This is a genomic window from Microvenator marinus, assembly GCF_007993755.1.
GTDB lineage: Bacteria > Myxococcota_A > Bradymonadia > Bradymonadales > Bradymonadaceae > Allomicrovenator > Allomicrovenator marinus.
In genome coordinates this window covers 3,336,332-3,353,238 of sequence record NZ_CP042467.1, presented here as the reverse complement: position 1 = coordinate 3,353,238, position 16,907 = coordinate 3,336,332, and the positions used below count along the sequence as shown (strand labels likewise).

Below are 16,907 nucleotides of genomic sequence, written 5' to 3'. Positions count from 1 at the left end.
ACTGACCCTAGTTATCAACCACCTTTTTGGGTTGTGGAAGGTAAAAAGTGGGCGGCACAGAATTTGCGAAGGCCGCATTTGGAGCCGTTAAGACCGCATTCAGTGGTGATCCGAAGTTTTCCACAGATTCATCCACAGGCTGATGTGATCACATGCCCATATTTTTGATGCCTCGGAAACAAACCACCCTAAGTGCGCGGCATTAGCGGTGAAACCCATACTTGCCTCGAAAAGTGTGGCAAAGTCCCCACATGATGTGTGAGTTTTGAACGGCGATCTTGAAGCGATCGGTTAGATGGTCTCGGCGATCTGGGCGATCACGGAGTCGACTTCGCTGGGGTCGAAATCAAACGCAGCGCCGATGGCGTGACAGAACTGACGCTCGGTCTCGGTGAATCCATCGGAGACGGTGATGGCCACGAACATTCTGAGGCCGATCATTCGGAGTTCCTGTGTTTCCACACGGCGCGCAAGGGACTCGAGGAAGCCTTCAATGACGCCATGGTCGTCCAGATTGCCTTCGAGGAGCTCACGGGTCTTCGCGCTATGATCAGTGACCTCGTTTCGCGCGTCTTCGTCCCAGATGAACGGGAGTCGGAGCAGCTCTTCGTCGAGTTGTGCAAGCTCGTCCTCGGTGGTCTCACCGTCGGCGAGCACGCCGAATACGAGGAGGTCCAAAAACGCCTTATTGGCGTCGATGCTCATTTCTTTGAGGGAATCGAGCTCGTCAAAATAGCTCATGACTTCGTTTTCAAGGGACATATTTTCCTCTTAATAATGGATCAATCCATTTGGATAAGGCCATGGGCCAGGAGGTCCATGGCGGCAGTCAGTGTTTCTTCTACGTCGACCGTCATGCCGAGGGCGAGGTTTGCCTGCATCCCGTCGAGCATGGATTTTAAGACAATGGCCATGGAACGTGCGTCGCACTCGCGGACCTGGCCGGCTTCCACACCTCGGTTTAAGAGCTCGGCGATCCGGTCAAAATAGTTGGTCTGGAGCTCTTTGAGCTGCTCTTGGATCTCTTCATCACGTAGCGCCATTTCGCCGATGATCACCATGAACCTTGGGCGGTCAGAGTTCGTGAAGAGTTCCATGAAGTAGCCGGCGAGCTCGATGAGCATCTCGGGTACCGAGTTGGTCTCGGACATGACGCCGTCTATGGCGGCCATGGTGACATCGTATTCTTGCTGCACGAGGGCGCGAAAGATCTCTCGCTTGGACTCGAAATGGAAGTAGATGCCGCCCTTTGAGAGGCCGGAAGCGCGTGCAATCTCATCCATCTTGGTCGCGAAATATCCATTTTCCAGAAAACATGCACGAGCCGCTGTCAGAATCTGTTCCCATCGCTCGTCGGGGCTTCGATGTTTGGTCATGGTCTTGTCGTCTCAGAAGTCGGCCGAGTATTCAACGATGTGGAGATTCGCGCAAGCGCCCTAGATTGACTTCGTGGATAAGTTGTAATAGTCAGGGGTCCGAAATTCTTAGGAGACGATTATGGCTTCAGGCGGAATAGGATTGGGAAAAGAGGTTGTTCAGGGCATCTTTGGCGGGCTGATCGCGATCATCATCTGTGTCGCAATCGGCAGTGCGATTGCACAGTCGATGAGTCATGGCCCAAAGGACAACGCAGCTCCTGCAGCAGCAGAGGCTGAGGCTCCTGCTGAGGTTGCTTCGCCGGACGGCGCGGTTAATCCCGAGACCAACACAGCCGAGTAGTAAGTCTCTGGCACACTGCTTGCTCTTGTTCGTGCGCAGTGGCTCATGTCGAGCCGAATTTCAATGAGGCAGACCCATGAAACGACTTACCTACAAAGATTTCTCTGAAATTCGAAATGACCAGACGCGGCTTATCGATGTGCGCGAGGCGGACGAGTACCGCGCGGTTCACGTCAAGGGCGCAGAGCTCTGGCCGCTTTCACGCATTCAAGAGGGCGCGCTTCCTGAGGAAGACGAGCGCGAGACCTTTGTGATTTGCCGCTCTGGCGCACGTAGTGCCGTAGCCGCCTCAATCTTTGAGCGCATGGGCTGGCGTGAATGCACCAATATCGAGGGCGGCACGCTTGCAGCCCAAGAGATGGGCGCCGACCACGTAGAGTAAAATCTACACGGTCGACGTTGCCCCGTCCGTTGCAACACTAGTACCTGTGCACAGGGGAGGAATTACTTAACTCGTCGTCTCACGCGAACGGAGACGAGCCCGAGCAACAAGAGCATGAGTGCAGAACCAGGCGAGGAGTTTCCGGCGGCTGAACAGCCGCTTCCTGAGACGAATTGCGTGGTGTTATCTTCGACCAGGTCTTCGTCAATCACGCACTCTGCGCCGTCGAGCACAAAGCCTTCGTCGCACTCACAGGTGTAATTGCCCGCGGTGTTCACACACTCTCCGCCTTCACCGCAGATATCCACCATTTCACATTCGTCGATGTCTTCACACACGGTGCCATCCCCGTTGACGTCGGTGTAGCCATCTGGGCATTCAGAGCACTCAAAACCACCTTCGGTGTTGGTGCATTCTGAACCTTCGCCGCACACTGGGGTTTCGGTTTCCACACACTCATCGATGTCCTCACACACGGTGCCGTCGCCGTTGACGTCCGTGTAGCCATCTGGGCATGCGCCACAGAGGAAGCCACCTTCCGTGTTATTGCAGGCTACGTTCTCGTCGCAGACTGGGTTTTCGGTGTCCGCACACTCGTCGATATCTTCACACACGGTGCCGTCGCCGTTGACGTCCGTGTACCCGTCTGGGCATGCGGTGCAGGTGAACCCGCCATCGGTGTTTGAACACGCGGTGAGCTCGTCACAGACTGGGTTTTCGGTATCCGCGCACTCATCCACGTCCTCACACACTGTGCCGTCGCCGTTGACGTCGGTGTACCCATCTGGGCATGCCGTACACTCGAATCCACCGTCCGTATTGGAACATACGGTGAGCTCGTCACAGACTGGGTTTTCAGTATCCGCACATTCGTCGATGTCTTCGCAAAGCGAGCCGTCTCCGTTGATATCGTTGTAGCCGTCTGGGCATGCACCGCAGACAAAGCCGCCTTCTGTGTTATTACAGACGCTGAGCTCATCGCAGACGGGGTTCGCCGTGTCCGCGCACTCGTCGATGTCTTCGCAGACCGTGCCGTCACCGTTGACGTCGGTGTACCCGTCTGGGCACGCCGAGCAGGTAAATCCGCCGGTGGTGTTGGTACACGTGGTGACCTCGTCGCAAACCGGATTTGCCGTGTCTGCACACTCGTCGATATCCACACACACGGTGCCGTCGCCGTTGACGTCAGTATAACCAGCGGGGCACGCGGTACAGGTGAACCCACCCGTGGTGTTCGTGCACGTAGTCAGCGCGTCACATACAGGGTTGGCGGTGTCTGCACACTCGTCGATATCTACACATTCGGTGCCGTCCCCGTTGACGTCATCGTAGCCGTCTGGGCAAGCCGAGCAAGTAAAGCCGCCGGTGGTGTTCGAACACGTAGTCAGCGCGTCACACACGGGGTTCGCGGTGTCCGCGCACTCGTCGATATCTACACATTCGGTGCCGTCCCCGTTGACGTCATTGTAGCCATCTGGGCACGCGGTACAGGTGAACCCACCAGTGGTGTTGGAGCACGTGGTGAGCGTGTCGCACACGGGGTTTGCGGTGTCCGCGCATTCGTCGATATCCACGCACTCGGTGCCGTCGCCGTTGACGTCGCTGTAGCCTGCGGGACACGAGGTACACGTGAACCCACCATCGTTGTTGACGCATGTAGTCAACGCGTCGCAGTTGTCGGTTCCTTCGGTGCACTCATCGATATCGTCACAGCCTGCTGGCGGTGACGAGAGCGTGCAAGTGTCGTTGAAGTCAGGGGATACCGCGCTGTTATTGCACACGGGGAATCCTTCGTAGCCAGTTGGACACTGGTCAGAGCCTGGCGAGATTTCATCACCGTCACAGACCTCAACGCCGAAGTGGGCGAAGCCGTCGCCGCACTCATTGAGTTGGCAGATCAGGGTACAACTTCCGTTATTGTCATTATTGACGCCTTCGTCGCAAGTCTCGCAGAGCTCAAGCGTGCCGTTGCCACATGAGGGTAAGGTTCCTTGTGCGAGGCGATAGCGAAAGACGCCCAACGTGTTTGCGTTAGTATCGTTGACCAAATCGAGCACAGCGGCGGTACCTGAGCCAGGCAGAGCCACAGCGTTTATGGTGTCTCCGGCGTCAATTCCCGCTACGGCTTCTGAGCCTCCGAGGCCACCCGTGCCATCACTCGCGTCACCCGTAGTCCACTCAAGGTTTTCGTATCGGAACTCGATATCCGCAGTGGGAATGCCACCACACTCGGGGTCCGCAAAGGTGAGGATGGCCTGATATGAGTTAGTGCGGTCGGTCTTTTGGTCGTAATAGCCGACATTGTCCCAAGTAAAGATGAACCTACCGTTGGCCGAGTCGTTACATACATAGAGTTCGCCACCGTTGATCGGTCGGATATCGACGTCCGAGAAGTACGGTGCGATGATTGGACGGTCTAGACCCGGAATGGCCACCGGGGTGAAGGTCGAATACTGCGATCCGAACGAGATGTTGCCGTTCACGTTCATATAAACAGTCGTATAGGAATTTCCGGAGATATTGATTCCGGCGGGGAAGACCGAGGACACGTCCACGGCTACACCACCATCATCTAGACTTCCGCCATCATCGAGAGCACCGAGAGGGTCGAGGGCGATGAGCGTTACGCGTTGCGGTACGCCAAATCCGCCCGAAGGACATTGAACGAGGTCGGCGGCTAGTGCATCGCCCGCTCCGAGTGCGATCAAACCAATAACAATACTCTTAAATTTCATATCAACTACTCCAAACAAAATTCGTCCCCGGATCTCAAGGATTTGGGGCCTGTCTACATCAACCTACATTGAAATTCTAGATGATTTGGATTTAAGTTTAGAGAGTACCTGTTCTCCGATCAATAGTTCGGTAGTATCAACACTCTGGCGAAGAAGGTCTTTGGTACGTTGAGGCTATTTTTGAGTTTACTGGTTCCCCATCTCAAGCGGGTAAAGTCCGCCTCTATACTTTTGCTGATGCTTAGCGGATGCGCCGAAGAGCTTCAGCTTGAGGCGCCACCCGCGGTAGTCCGAGCCGTCTGGAATCCGGCAACCGGCGAGCTCCCTACACCCAGCAACCTGGCCACGAATGCGGCCGGGGCACTTGCGCTGCCCACCGATGGAAACCTTAGCGCGGCCGAAATCGAGTTCCGCCAATACCTCAATTTCCTGGGTGCGTACCCCCTTCAGTCCACCATCAAGATTCCGCTAAGCGGCCCCGTTGTCCCTCATACGGTGGCTCCAGCGCTAGTCTTCAGTGATGTAACTCGGGGTGAGATTGCGAGCCTCGACGTGGAGTTCGACGCTGAAACCAACACGATATTGGCACGCCCCGTGCCACATCCAGACTCTATTGGCGCCGGCCTCGAACCCGGCCACGAGTACGTGTATGGCCTGGCCGGCTACGATTTTGGTCCGCGAGGCCCCCTAAACGAGGACGTCATCGCCGATGCCGCCTTCTTTTTCGCCCGGACCCAGAACTCATTGCTCGACCACGTGCCGGCGATGCCCGGCGCCAATACCGCCGAGAAGACCGAAATCGCCACTCAGCTCGAGGAAGTTCGCCTCAAGTACAACTCAGTCTTCGACCAGATGGCGCAACGCGGATTCTCCCGAGACTTGGTCGCGGTGGCCGGCTCTTTTAAGACCACGGATGCGCCTTCGGTATGGTTTGATCCAGACGCGGCCATCCTCCCCATCCCGAACGAACTGCTCAAAGACGACGGTCGCGTCAACGTCCCCATCAATGACGAAGACGACGAGGACACGCGCGCCCTCAAGGCGCAGTACAATCGGCACACGGGCTTTAGCGCGTCCGGAGCCATTGTGGTGGAGGCGACCGATGCCGTAGATTCCGGCACGGTAAATGCCAACACGGTACGCCTTTTGAGGTTGGACGGAGACCAAGTTGTGGAGGTGGCCGATCTTGAGCGCGGGGTGCTCGACGACGCTCGAAAAATCTGGGTGAAGCCGCGGCTGACGCTAGAAGACGGGGCTTTGCACGTCTTGGTTGTGACTCGGGATGTGAGCGCCGGTGGGCGCCCTCTTGAGGCCCAACCGCTCGCCGCTCTGCTCCGATCCAAGGCACCTCTTTTGGTCAATGGTGAGGCGCAGGTTGGAGTGCTCGACGACGAGAGCGCTGCTGAGCTCGAACCCGTGCGAATCCGCATGGCACCTGTCTTGGACTGGCTAGAAGCACAGGGCGTAAGCCGCTCTTCGCTCGCCGCAGCCGTGCCGTTTGAGACGGTGAACGGGCTCGAGTATCTAATGGGTCTTCGCGCCAGAGTTTATGAAGAGAATGTGAGCACCGAGCTCCGCAATGTGGTCAATCAGTCGCCGTCGGATCGCGGGCTCGGCCTGCTGCTGCGCGACGTTGAGACGGTGGTCACAGGCGAAATCACGGTACTCGAGCTCCTCGATCCGGCGACTAGGGCGTTTCGGCCTGATATGCGCGGTGAGCCCAACTCGGTGTCTTTTGTGCTCACGATTCCAGAATCTGCGCGGCCCGGCGAACCTGTGCCGGTGGTCTATTTTGGCCACGGACTCTTTACGAGCCGCGAGCTTGTCTACATGATCGCCAATACGCTCGCCGAGGCCGGATGGGCCACGTTTTCAATCGACTTCCCGTATCACGGGCGGCGTACCGTCTGTACGTCTGACGTAGACTGTGTGGACGGTGGACGATGCGACGAGCTCGGCCAGTGCATCCTCCCCGACGGCTCCAAAGGCGGGCTCGCCACGGTTTCAAGCCCATGGCCAGACGGGCCGGAGTGGCCTGCCGTGACCGGCGCGGTTTTTGTGGATGTAGATAATATCGCGTCGACGCCGGACCATTTTGCCCAGGCCGTGATGGACTTAAGTCATGGGCTGCGTGTGATTCGCCAGGCGGATTGGGCAGGGGCGAGCGGTGGATACGAGTTGGACGGCTCCGACGTGATGTACCTCGGGATGAGTTTGGGCGGCATCATCGGGTCCATCTTTTCTGCGGTTGAGCCCACCATCACTAGCTTTGCGCTGAATGTGCCTGGGGCCAATTTTTTCCAACTCTTGGTGAACTCGGCCTCGTTCGAAACCGCGTTTGAGCACGTCTTAGAAGAGCGTGACATCGAGCTCGGCTCGGACGAGTACTTCCGGTTTGAGACGGGTTTGCGCTGGCTCTTGGATCCGGTAGACCCGCTCAACATCGCGCACCATGCGACCATCGCGCCTTTTGAGTACACGGATCCTCTCACGGGCGAGACGCGCACCTCTCCCATAAAGCGCGTCATGATTCAGCAAGCCGAAGATGATATCGTGGTGCCGAATGCGGCAACGCGGTCGCTCTCGGAGCGTATGGAAGTGCCGATTCGGAATTACACGCCTAGCATCTCAAATCACGCCTTTTTGTTCGACCCGACATCTTTTGAAGGACGGCGTGCACGTCAAGACGTTGTAGAGTTCTTTGAGCAGAGAAATCAGTGATGACAAACGATGAGAAAAGCTCGCAGATGGCCAAGGTCGCTACCTGGGGCATGATTGTAGCGGTGAGTTTGGGTGTGCTCGTGATCTACCTGAAGAGTATCGGGGTCCGCGCGATAGGGCCGATTCCCACTCTAATTTTGCCGCTGAGCGCCTTTGTGGCCCGCAGCTGGGGCATCGCGTATTTTGCGCCTGAGCGCCTCGCGAAGAAGCAACGGGGAATGGCATTGCTGGTCACACTTGTTTCGGTGGTAGCCGTGGCCATTGCCGCGGCGCGAATCTAAGAGGTCCTCCATGCGCGTTTTCCTAATTTTGGTGTTCTTGAGTCTGGTGAGTGGTTGTCCAAAGTCGAGCCCACCTGAAACCCAGCCCGACCAATCCGTCACAGCTGCAGCCGAGGAGCCGGCTGCTAGCGCTGCTGAGCGCCCATCGGTTAACCCCGAGTTGACCGCTGAGGCCCTGGCCCCAGAAGGCATGGGTATCGCTACGTTTGCCGGCGGGTGCTTTTGGTGCATGGAGAAACCATTTGAGGTCATCGACGGCGTCAAGGCGGTCTACTCCGGCTATACGGCGGGCCCCGAGGTCAACCCGACCTACAAAGAGGTGGCCTATGGCCGAACTGGCCATACCGAAGCCGTGCGAATTGTCTACGACCCCGCGAAAGTCGAGTACGAGCTCCTCCTGAAAGTCTTCTGGAGGAATATCGACCCGACTCAGGTCAACGGGCAGTTCGTGGATAAGGGCAAGCAGTACCGAAGCGGGATCTACACGCACGACGCGGCACAGGCTGCCGCCGTAGAGGCGAGTCTGGCCGAAGTTCGGGCCAAATTCGACAAGCCGATCGTCACAGAAATTCAGGCCGCGGGCCCCTTCTATCCGGCCGAAGAATACCACCAGGATTTCTACATCAAGGACCCGTCACACTATCAGCGATATCGCAGCGGGTCTGGTCGCGACGCTTTTCTAGAGCGCGTCTGGGGTGAAGAGGCTGGCGGCTACAGCCTGCACGGCGGCAAATGAAGCGTGTGTTTCGCATCGCCGCGGTGATCTACGTGCTCACGTTGAGTGCGCTGATCGTGGCCTATATTCACGTCTCGGTGGTTCAAGTTGAAGTGGCGCTCCATCTGCAAGCGCCGAAGGTCTGGTACAAAGACGCACCAAACGCACTGCGCGGCGTGATCATGGACGGGCCTACGGGGCGCATGCTCACTGGCGCGCGCCTGAATTTCACTCAGGGCGAGGAGTCCTTCTCCAAAGGAAAAAGCGAGGGTCACGGCTATGTTCAGATGCCCATCGAGGCGCCGAAGGCAGGCAGGTTGAGCGCCAACGTGCGTGTCGAACACACCTCGATCGAACCCTATACGGCGCCCTTTGAGGTGGAGGTGGCCGCAGGGGTGCCGGCCTGGCAATGGCCAAAGCTCAAGACCCGCGTGGTTCCCGAGCCCGGAAGAAGCACTGAGGTCAAGGACCCGAGCCATACCGGAGAGCTGCGTGTGGAGCCGATGTTGGCGAGCAAAGAGCTGGTTCGTGGTCTTCCAAACACGGTCTGGTTCAGAGTGATAGACACCGCCGGAGCGCCGGTGGATGCGCGCGTTGAAGTGGAGAAACTTTCGGGCCTCCAGGACCTCGAGCTTCCTCAGACGATCATCGTTCAGCACGGTCTTTTTTCGCTCAACCTTCAGCCGGTGACCGCATTGAAGCTTGAGTTTAAGGCCGTCGACGGTGAGCGCATGGGCGAGTCCGAAGTCTGGCTTACGAGCGTTGCGGCTCAGTACGTGTTGCGGATGCAAGAGAGCTTCCTGACGCCTGAAGGCAGCGCAAAGGGTCATGTACAGGCGTTGACGCGCCAAAGTGGGCTCCTTGTGGACACGTATATCGATGGTCACTGGCAGGCGGCGAGCGCGTTTCGAGTGGCGAATCACGAAGGAGGCATCGAGGTCTTTCACGGGCCTGGACGTATGGCCCGCGTCCAGATCTACGAGTCCTTCTTCGGAGTCGGGACCGCGTGGGATTCTCGCTACGTGGTTTTGACCGATGAGCTTGGGGTCAAGGGCTGCAGGGACGCACTGAGACACGCGTTGAGGCTTGTGGATACCGCCGGACAAAAGGTCTGGGCCGAGGCGATGATGTGGCGCGTGGGAGGATTTGAATTGCGTGAATGCAATCGCGTGCTCGAGGCCACGTTGCAACTGATTCCCACAAATTTCGAAGAGCCGCCGGTACTCTTGAGCACCAAAGCGCAAGACCAAGAGAAGCTCGACGCGTGGATCGCTGAGGTACAGGGCCGCATCATGATCGCGATTGTGTTCGCGCTCTTGATAGGCTTCTTGTTTGTGGTGGTCCTGGTGGTCCAGGGAGTAGCCGCGCGGCGCACACAAGCCATGGCGATGTTGGAGGCCAGTGATCTTGAGGATGGGGAAGATGAGATTATTGAACGGTTTGGGCCGCTCTTATTCTACACCCAGGTCGCCATCTTATTGGGCACCGTAGGTCTCTTTGGCGCGGGACTCGTGCTGATTTTGGGGCTTTTGTAATGTCTACGAGGGCTCTGTCCTCGTAGGACGGACGCCGATTATGAAATGAACGTTGAAAAGGCGAGGAACGTCGTTTTTCCGAAGTTCCTCGCCCGCTCAAAATTTTTGGGTCGTTTTGTAGAGTCGAACTCTTTGCCGCGTTCATCTCACGCGGACAGAGCCCGCGTGTACGCTAATCTCAGTATCGGTAGGTGTCAGGCTTGAACGGTCCAGCCTTGTCCACATCGATGTACTCAGCTTGCTCGGTGGTGAGCTCGGTGAGTTTCGCGCCGAACTTGCCGAGGTGCAGACGTGCAACCTTCTCGTCAAGGTTCTTCGGCAGGGTAACGACCGACTTGCCGTAGTTCTCAGCGCGCTCGTGCAATTCGATCTGCGCGAGCACCTGGTTGGTGAACGAAGCTGACATCACGAGGCTTGGGTGGCCGGTTGCGCAACCGAGGTTCACAAGACGACCTTCGGCGAGGATGATGACCGAGTGGCCATCCGCGAAACGCCATTCGTGGACCTGTGGCTTGATCTCGATCTTCTCGACCTTGCCTTCTTTCTTCAACTTCTCCATGCCGGCCATGTCGATTTCGTTATCGAAGTGACCGATGTTGCACACGATAGCGTTGTGCTTCATGCGGCTCATGTGGTCAGCCGTGATGATGTTGAAGTTACCGGTCGCGGTGCAGTAGATATCGAAGCCAGCCTCGATAGCGTCTTCGACCGTGATGACGTCGATGCCCATCATGGATGCCTGAAGGGCACAGATTGGGTCGATTTCCGAGATCGCAACGCGTGCGTGTTGGCCGCGCAACGAATCTACCGAGCCTTTACCCACATCGCCATAACCGCAAACGAGGGCGCGCTTTCCGGAGATAAGCACGTCGGTGGCGCGGAAAATCGCGTCGATCAACGAGTGACGGCAGCCGTAAAGGTTGTCGAACTTCGACTTCGTGACCGAGTCGTTGACATTGATCGCAGGGAAGAGGAGTTCGCCGCGCTCTGCCATTTGGAGGAGGCGATGAACACCTGTGGTGGTCTCTTCGGAGACGCCGCGGATGCCCGGTGCGTACTTGATCCAGTATTCTTTGTCGATCGCCTGAAGGTCGGTGAGAACCTCGAGGATGACCTGCATCTCGTGAACTTCGGTTGAACTTGGGCTTGGCACTACGCCGGACTTGTTGAACTCAAGGCCTTTGTGGATGAGCAAAGTCGCGTCACCGCCGTCGTCGAGGATCAGGTTTGGACCTTGTCCGTCAGGCCAGTGAAGCGCCTGGAACGTACACCACCAGTACTCCTCAAGGGTCTCGCCTTTCCAGGCGAAGACAGGGACACCAGCTGGCTTGTCAGCAGTGCCGTTCGGGCCAACAGCTACAGCTGCAGCGGCGTGGTCCTGGGTCGAGAAGATATTGCAGGATGCCCAACGAACTTCCGCGCCGAGCTCGACGAGGGTCTCGATCAGAACCGCAGTCTGGATGGTCATATGCAACGAACCGGTGATTCGAGCACCTTTGAGTGGGAACTTACCCTTGTACTCTTCGCGAAGTGCCATCAAACCTGGCATCTCGTGCTCGGCGAGCTCGATCTCTTTTCGGCCGAAAGCCACAGTCTCTGGGGACATGTCACGGACTTTGTACGGAAGCCCTGAAAAGAGCTCAAGTCCAGTGTTCATAAAGGTTGGGATGGTTTCTGCGAGTGACGATGACATATTTTTCCTTCTATGAGTTTCCGGGGCTTCGATGCACGTATCTAGGCCTCAGGTTCAAAACACGCGCATACATAGCGATTTCGACTCGTGCTTACAAGTCTCGGCACCGATTCAATACGATGGTATGAAAGAGACGCTATAGATCAGGGCTCAAGTCTATGAATACTTTACCAACTATCGCCATTGTGGGTTGCGGGCGCGTGGCGCCGCGTCATTTCGATTCGTTGCCGGGCCGATTTCGGCTGGTGGGGGTCTGCGATGTGGATTCCGAGGCGCGGGCGCGGGCGAGTCAAACCTACGACGTGCCGGGGTATGCGAGCCTTGAGGCGATGTTCGCCGAGGAGACGCCGGACGTGGTGGCGCTGGCCACGCCGAGCGGACTTCATCCCGAGCAAGCCATTTTCTGTGCTCAACGTGGCGTGCATGTGATCACCGAGAAACCGATGGCGATTCGCTGGCAGGACGCGCAGCGTATGGTTCATGCGTTTGAGGCCCACGGTGCGCGGCTTTTCGAGGTCAAACAAAACCGTTTTAGCCCGCAATGGATGTACTTGAAAAAGGTGCTGAGCGAAGGTGGGCTCGGCCGCGTTCACTCGATTCAAGCCAATCTTTTTTGGGCGCGCCCACAGGCGTACTACGACCTCGCCGCGTGGCGCGGCACGTGGGAGATGGACGGCGGGGCGCTGATGAACCAGGCGATTCACCACGTAGATGTGGTGCGCTGGCTTTTTGGCCCCGTGGAGAGTGTTCAGGCGATGAGCGCGACGCTCGCGAGGCGCATCGAGGTTGAGGATACAGCGGCGGTGCAAATGCGTTTTCGCTCAGGCGCCATTGGGTCCATGCACGTCTCGATGCTCGCCCCGAATACGAACTTTGAAGCCTCGCTGACGGTCATCGCCGAGAAGGGGCTGATCCGCCTCGGCGGCGAGCTTTGCGATCAGGTTTTGACCTGGGACGCCGATATCGAGCGGCCGGCAGAAGTTGGAGCAGCCGAGTCGCCTTATGGAAACGGACACCCACTTTTTTATCAGGACGTCCACGAGGCGCTAACCGAGGGCCGGCGCGGCTTGCTCGAGGGACGCGAAGGTCTCAAGGCGCTCGAAATCATCATCGCTGCGTATCGTTCGGCTAGCGAAGGCCGACGCATCAGCTTGCCTCTAGAGGATACCCTATGAAGTTTCTCATTCTCGCCGCAATTGGACTTAGCCTGGCCTGTAATGACAGGACCTCTGACCCTCAGACGCCTCCGAATTCCGTGGACACGCCTGATATGACGGAAGCAGACGCGACTCCAGACATGGACGAGACGGGGTGCGCGGCGGCAGGGGAAGTACGCGTAGGCGCATGGAATCTGACTCTGGACGCGGACGGTGTGCTCAAGATCGCGGGGCCTGATGTGGAGCTACTGAGCCGTTCGTTGTGTTCTGCCGAGACCCCTGGCGTGCGCATGATGCGCGGTGGTGCGAGTGTTCGTGAGGCATTCGGCGCCTTCCAGATCGACCTTGAGCCCGAGGGCAACGAGGCGCAATGGTTCGCGGGGAAGAACGGTGTGCGCATGGAGGAGAGCGAGGACGGTGCTGAAATCACGGTGCCGGTCGAGAACTCCGAGGTGCGAATCCAGCTCACGCCGGACGCCGAAGATGGGCTCCGAGTGCAGCTCGTGGCCGACGAAGCCGATGCCTACGTGGGCGGCGAGCTCAGCCTGGAATGCGATGGTGCGGCGTATTTCGGACTTGGATCTCAGGTCACGGGCATGGACCTCGGCGGGCGAACCTACCCCCTTTGGACTCAGGAGCAGGGCAACGGCAAACCGGAGAGTGGGTCGCCATTCCCGCTCAAGAATATCCCCGAGGCGGCCTACGCGCCGATGGGCATCTGGCACGCGTCCACAGGTTGGACCGGGCTTGTGACGCACGACGGCTATTCCGAGATTGACCTCTGCCAGACCGACGCTGTGCGGCTTCGGTCGTATCAGGCGTTTCCGGGCATGGTGATTCTGAGCGGGACGCCACGCGAGCGTTTGACGAAGGCCACCGAGTTTACGGGCCGAAATCAGGGCGTGCCCGATTGGGTCTTTGGGTTCTGGGTGAATGCAGTTGGCGGGCCGGCGCGCGTGGAAGAGGTGGCTCAGACCGTGCGCGACCGTGGGATTTTGGCTTCGGCGATCTGGACCGAAGATTGGATCGGCGGCACGAGCACTGATTTTGGGTATCGGCTCTCGTATGCGTGGGAATGGGATCAGGAGATGTACCCGAACCTCCCGGAACAGGTGGACACGCTTCATGAGCGCGGGTTTGCCTTCCTCGCCTACTTCAATCCTTTTGTGCCGCAGACCACGCGGATGTACCAAGAAGGGGTCGACGGCGGGTACCTGATCAAGGATGACGCGGGCGAAGTCATCGTGTTTAGCGACCCCGCGTTTCGTCAGGCGAGCCTTGTGGATTTGACGAACCCCGAGGCCTTGGAATGGAGCCAGGGCTACCAACGGCGCGCTATTCAGGAGATTGGGGCGGACGGTTGGATGGTGGACTTTGCCGAGTGGCTCCCCACAAATACGCGTCTCGATAATGGTCTTTCAGGTTGGGATTTCCACAACCTCTACCCGGTGGCATGGCAGACAGCGAACCGCGAGATGCTGGAGGCTGAGCTTGGCGAGACCGAGGCGCAATGGACGTATTTTGCGCGCTCGGGTTGGGCCTCGGCCAATGGTGGAACGCCTGGCGTGGCGCCTACCCTCTGGGCGGGCGACCAGGATACGTCGTGGGATTATGAAGACGGCTTCCCCACGATCTTTCCGATCGGCGCCCACCTCGGGATGTCCGGTGTGGCGGTCTACGGCAGTGATATTGCGGGCTACAGCGCGCTGAGTTCTCCGCCGACGACGAAGGAGCTCTTCTTTAGGTGGATGGCGGCCGGCGCGTTTCATCCGTTGATGCGCACGCATCACGGCGGCGCAGAATGCGAGAACTGGAGTTTTGACCGCGACGAGGAGACTTTGCTGCACACGGCCAGGTACTCCAGAATTCACGGACGCCTCTTGCCCTATTTCAGCCAACTCATGGAAGACGCCCGCGAGTTTGGCTGGCCAATCGTGCGCCACCCCTATCTGGTTGAGGGCGATTCACCGGCACTCTGGGAGACCGAAGAGTATCAGTATTTCCTCGGAGACAACATCCTTGTGGCGCCGGTCATGACTGAGGCGGCCGTTGGCCGAGACGTGGTTCTTCCGGGCTTGTGGTGGCCACTTTTTGGAGAAAGTCCGGTTGCTGCGGCCGAGGTTCGAGCTGACGCGGCCGTGGGTGAAATCCCAGTGTTCGTGAGGCCAGGCGTGGCTCTGGAGCTGATGCCCGAGGTGGATTCTTTCTATCCGGCGGTCGATGCTGAGGTGCGAGACTTGAGTTCTGTGAACAGCCGAATCGTGGCCCTCTATCCCGATGAGAACGGGTCTGCGGCCTCAGATTCGGACTTGGAAATCACGGTTCAAGGGCTTGAGAATTGGGACCCAGCGAGCCTTCCGGAGTGCAGCAGCGAGTTGCCGTGTGTGGAAGGAAGCGTGGTCCGAGTTGTTGCCGAGACCGGCGAATCGCAGGTAGCTGGCATCAGCTTGTCCGTGGTGGCCATCCCTGAGGGCGTGACCGTCCTTGAGCTGGGGCTCGCCGGTGACGCGTGGGGAGCCTTGCGCACACCTTCAGCGTATTCGCCAAACCCCGATGCACCGACGTGGTGTGAATAGCTACGAGCCGCTTGTTCGGCGGCGGCGCGCCCAACCGTCGATATTTTGCTGGCGGCCGCGCGCCACGCCCAGCGAGCCGGATTCGATGTCCTTGGTGATGACGCTGCCAGCGCCCACGTAGGCGTCGTCTCCGATGGTGACCGGCGCCACCAGCGATGAGTTCGAACCGATGAACGCACCACTGCCAATCTTGGTGACGTGCTTGTTTTTGCCGTCATAGTTGCAGGTGATGGTCCCCGCGCCGACGTTTGCACCGGCACCGATGATTGCGTCGCCGAGATAGGAGAGATGGCTAGCCTTTGCGCCCTTGCCCATCTGGACTTTCTTGGTCTCCACAAAATTGCCGATCTTGCACTCAGCGCCGATTTCCGAGCCCGGGCGAAGGTGCGCGAACGGCCCCACCACCGCGCCATCACCCACGCTGGATTCATTGAGAACGCTGTGCGGCTTAAGATGCACCTCTTTGCCGAGCTGAGCGGCATGGAGCACACAGCCGGTCTCGATGACCGAACCCGGGCCCACGGCCGACCCCGCGCGCAGCTGCACGCCTGGATGAAGGACCACGTCCTCGGCAAGCTGCACGTCCACGTCTAAATAGACGGCCGCCGGGTCGAGCATCGTGACGCCATTGAGCATCCAGTGTTCGCGCAGGTGTTCTTGGGCGTACTTCTCGACAAGCGCAAGGTCGCAACGCGTGTTCACGCCATGAATGCGCGAGACTTCTGGGACTCGCCAGCCCAGCGGTGGCTCGAGCTGGGCCGCGGCCTCGACGAGGTCTGTGAGGTAATATTCGCCTTGAGCATTGTCTGGGGGCGACGAGCAAAGTTTGGTGAGCTCTTCGAGCAAAAACGAGGTGCGCACCACGTAGAAGCCGGTGTTGATCTCACGGATCGCGCGCTGAGCCGGGTCGGCATCTTTGAATTCCACGATACCCGTAACCTGGTTCGCATGATTCCTGACGATTCGCCCATAGGTGCTCGCGTCTTCCAACATGGCGGTCATCACGCCGAATGGGAACTCCTGCGCCGCGAGATAGAACGAGTGCAAGGTTTCGGCGTCCATATTCGGAACGTCGCCCGAGACGATGAGCGTGCGTGCAGGACCATCCTTGAGGAACTCGGCAGCGGAGTAGACCGCATGGCCGGTACCCTTTTGCTCCTCTTGAACCGCAATTTCATAACGCCCCGCGAACTCGGCAGCCAGGTAGGCCTCAACTTCTTCACGTTGGTGTCCAACCACCACCACGACTCGTGTCGCGCCGGCCTTCAACGAAGCCTGCATGACGTGCCAGATGATGGGTTTGCCAGCCACTTCGTGGAGGAGTTTGACGCGGTTGGACTTCATTCGGGTGCCCTTGCCCGCGGCGAGCACAATAGTCTGGAAATCAATCATG

13 protein-coding genes are annotated in these 16,907 nt (G+C 58.4%); 8 read left to right on the top strand and 5 right to left on the bottom strand.

Translation table 11 applies throughout. From position 1 onward, the window contains the following. Window positions 1–291: 291 nt before the first annotated feature. Both FRD01_RS13785 and FRD01_RS13780 read right to left on the bottom strand, forming a co-directional pair. Complete coding sequence (locus tag FRD01_RS13785) at window positions 292–762, bottom strand: hypothetical protein (RefSeq protein WP_146960565.1); 471 nt, start codon at window positions 760–762, stop codon at window positions 292–294. A 20-nt stretch (window positions 763–782) separates the two neighbouring features. After that, window positions 783–1,376, bottom strand: coding sequence for a TetR/AcrR family transcriptional regulator (locus tag FRD01_RS13780; RefSeq protein ID WP_146960563.1), 594 nt, complete (start codon window positions 1,374–1,376; stop codon window positions 783–785). A 121-nt stretch (window positions 1,377–1,497) separates the two neighbouring features. Between FRD01_RS13780 and FRD01_RS13775 the strand changes: the two genes are divergently transcribed. Beyond that, entirely contained in the window at window positions 1,498–1,719 is a 222-nt protein-coding gene (locus FRD01_RS13775; RefSeq protein WP_146960561.1) for a hypothetical protein, read from the top strand. A 76-nt stretch (window positions 1,720–1,795) separates the two neighbouring features. Beyond that, complete coding sequence (locus tag FRD01_RS13770) at window positions 1,796–2,101, top strand: rhodanese-like domain-containing protein (RefSeq protein WP_146960559.1); 306 nt, start codon at window positions 1,796–1,798, stop codon at window positions 2,099–2,101. Window positions 2,102–2,163: 62 nt separating this feature from the next. Here the strand turns inward: FRD01_RS13770 and FRD01_RS13765 are convergent, their stop codons facing one another. Further along, window positions 2,164–4,836 (bottom strand): nidogen-like domain-containing protein, encoded by a 2,673-nt coding sequence (locus FRD01_RS13765; protein ID WP_146960557.1) that lies wholly within the window; start codon window positions 4,834–4,836, stop codon window positions 2,164–2,166. 180 nt (window positions 4,837–5,016) lie between these two features. On the opposite strand from FRD01_RS13765, the gene FRD01_RS13760 reads away from it, so the two are divergent. From FRD01_RS13760 to FRD01_RS13745, 4 genes are read left to right on the top strand one after another with little or no spacing between them, the layout of a single operon-like run. Further along, window positions 5,017–7,557: an alpha/beta hydrolase family protein gene (locus tag FRD01_RS13760; RefSeq protein ID WP_146960555.1), complete on the top strand. Its 2,541-nt coding sequence runs from the start codon at window positions 5,017–5,019 to the stop codon at window positions 7,555–7,557. After that, window positions 7,554–7,838, top strand: a complete 285-nt coding sequence (locus tag FRD01_RS13755; protein WP_146960553.1) for a hypothetical protein — start codon at window positions 7,554–7,556, stop codon at window positions 7,836–7,838. Before FRD01_RS13760 ends, FRD01_RS13755 begins: the two co-directional genes overlap by 4 nt. A gap of 10 nt (window positions 7,839–7,848) precedes the next feature. Continuing rightward, complete coding sequence (gene msrA / locus FRD01_RS13750) at window positions 7,849–8,574, top strand: peptide-methionine (S)-S-oxide reductase MsrA (RefSeq protein WP_249755621.1); 726 nt, start codon at window positions 7,849–7,851, stop codon at window positions 8,572–8,574. Continuing rightward, window positions 8,571–10,088 (top strand): hypothetical protein, encoded by a 1,518-nt coding sequence (locus FRD01_RS13745; RefSeq protein ID WP_146960551.1) that lies wholly within the window; start codon window positions 8,571–8,573, stop codon window positions 10,086–10,088. The genes msrA and FRD01_RS13745 overlap by 4 nt, the downstream gene beginning before the upstream one ends. A 178-nt stretch (window positions 10,089–10,266) precedes the next feature. Here the strand turns inward: FRD01_RS13745 and ahcY are convergent, their stop codons facing one another. Further along, entirely contained in the window at window positions 10,267–11,694 is a 1,428-nt protein-coding gene (ahcY, locus tag FRD01_RS13740; protein WP_430700862.1) for an adenosylhomocysteinase, read from the bottom strand. A gap of 245 nt (window positions 11,695–11,939) precedes the next feature. Between ahcY and FRD01_RS13735 the strand changes: the two genes are divergently transcribed. Both FRD01_RS13735 and FRD01_RS13730 read left to right on the top strand, forming a co-directional pair. Next, window positions 11,940–12,956: a Gfo/Idh/MocA family protein gene (locus FRD01_RS13735; protein ID WP_146960548.1), complete on the top strand. Its 1,017-nt coding sequence runs from the start codon at window positions 11,940–11,942 to the stop codon at window positions 12,954–12,956. After that, the gene (locus FRD01_RS13730) at window positions 12,953–15,514 is read left to right on the top strand and encodes a TIM-barrel domain-containing protein (RefSeq protein WP_146960546.1); all 2,562 of its coding nucleotides are present in this window, start codon (window positions 12,953–12,955) and stop codon (window positions 15,512–15,514) included. Before FRD01_RS13735 ends, FRD01_RS13730 begins: the two co-directional genes overlap by 4 nt. On the opposite strand, the gene glmU is transcribed toward FRD01_RS13730, so the two are convergent. Then, window positions 15,515–16,906 carry a bifunctional UDP-N-acetylglucosamine diphosphorylase/glucosamine-1-phosphate N-acetyltransferase GlmU gene (glmU, locus tag FRD01_RS13725; protein ID WP_146960545.1) on the bottom strand — a complete coding sequence of 464 codons (1,392 nt, stop codon included), beginning with the start codon at window positions 16,904–16,906 and terminating at the stop codon, window positions 15,515–15,517. It lies immediately after the preceding gene. Between the last annotated feature and the right edge of the window lies 1 nt (window position 16,907).

Bases quoted from the DNA above. Each gene is read 5' to 3' on its own strand.
- FRD01_RS13775 (WP_146960561.1), top strand. From the start codon at position 1,498: ATGGCTTCAGGCGGAATAGGATTGGGAAAAGAGGTTGTTCAGGGCATC.
- msrA (WP_249755621.1), top strand. From the start codon at position 7,849: ATGCGCGTTTTCCTAATTTTGGTGTTCTTGAGTCTGGTGAGTGGTTGT.
- ahcY (WP_430700862.1), bottom strand. From the start codon at position 11,694: ATGTCCCCAGAGACTGTGGCTTTCGGCCGAAAAGAGATCGAGCTCGCC.
- FRD01_RS13745 (WP_146960551.1), top strand. From the start codon at position 8,571: ATGAAGCGTGTGTTTCGCATCGCCGCGGTGATCTACGTGCTCACGTTG.
- FRD01_RS13770 (WP_146960559.1), top strand. From the start codon at position 1,796: ATGAAACGACTTACCTACAAAGATTTCTCTGAAATTCGAAATGACCAG.
- FRD01_RS13735 (WP_146960548.1), top strand. From the start codon at position 11,940: ATGAATACTTTACCAACTATCGCCATTGTGGGTTGCGGGCGCGTGGCG.
- FRD01_RS13765 (WP_146960557.1), bottom strand. From the start codon at position 4,836: ATGAAATTTAAGAGTATTGTTATTGGTTTGATCGCACTCGGAGCGGGC.
- glmU (WP_146960545.1), bottom strand. From the start codon at position 16,906: ATGATTGATTTCCAGACTATTGTGCTCGCCGCGGGCAAGGGCACCCGA.
- FRD01_RS13780 (WP_146960563.1), bottom strand. From the start codon at position 1,376: ATGACCAAACATCGAAGCCCCGACGAGCGATGGGAACAGATTCTGACA.
- FRD01_RS13730 (WP_146960546.1), top strand. From the start codon at position 12,953: ATGAAGTTTCTCATTCTCGCCGCAATTGGACTTAGCCTGGCCTGTAAT.
- FRD01_RS13785 (WP_146960565.1), bottom strand. From the start codon at position 762: ATGTCCCTTGAAAACGAAGTCATGAGCTATTTTGACGAGCTCGATTCC.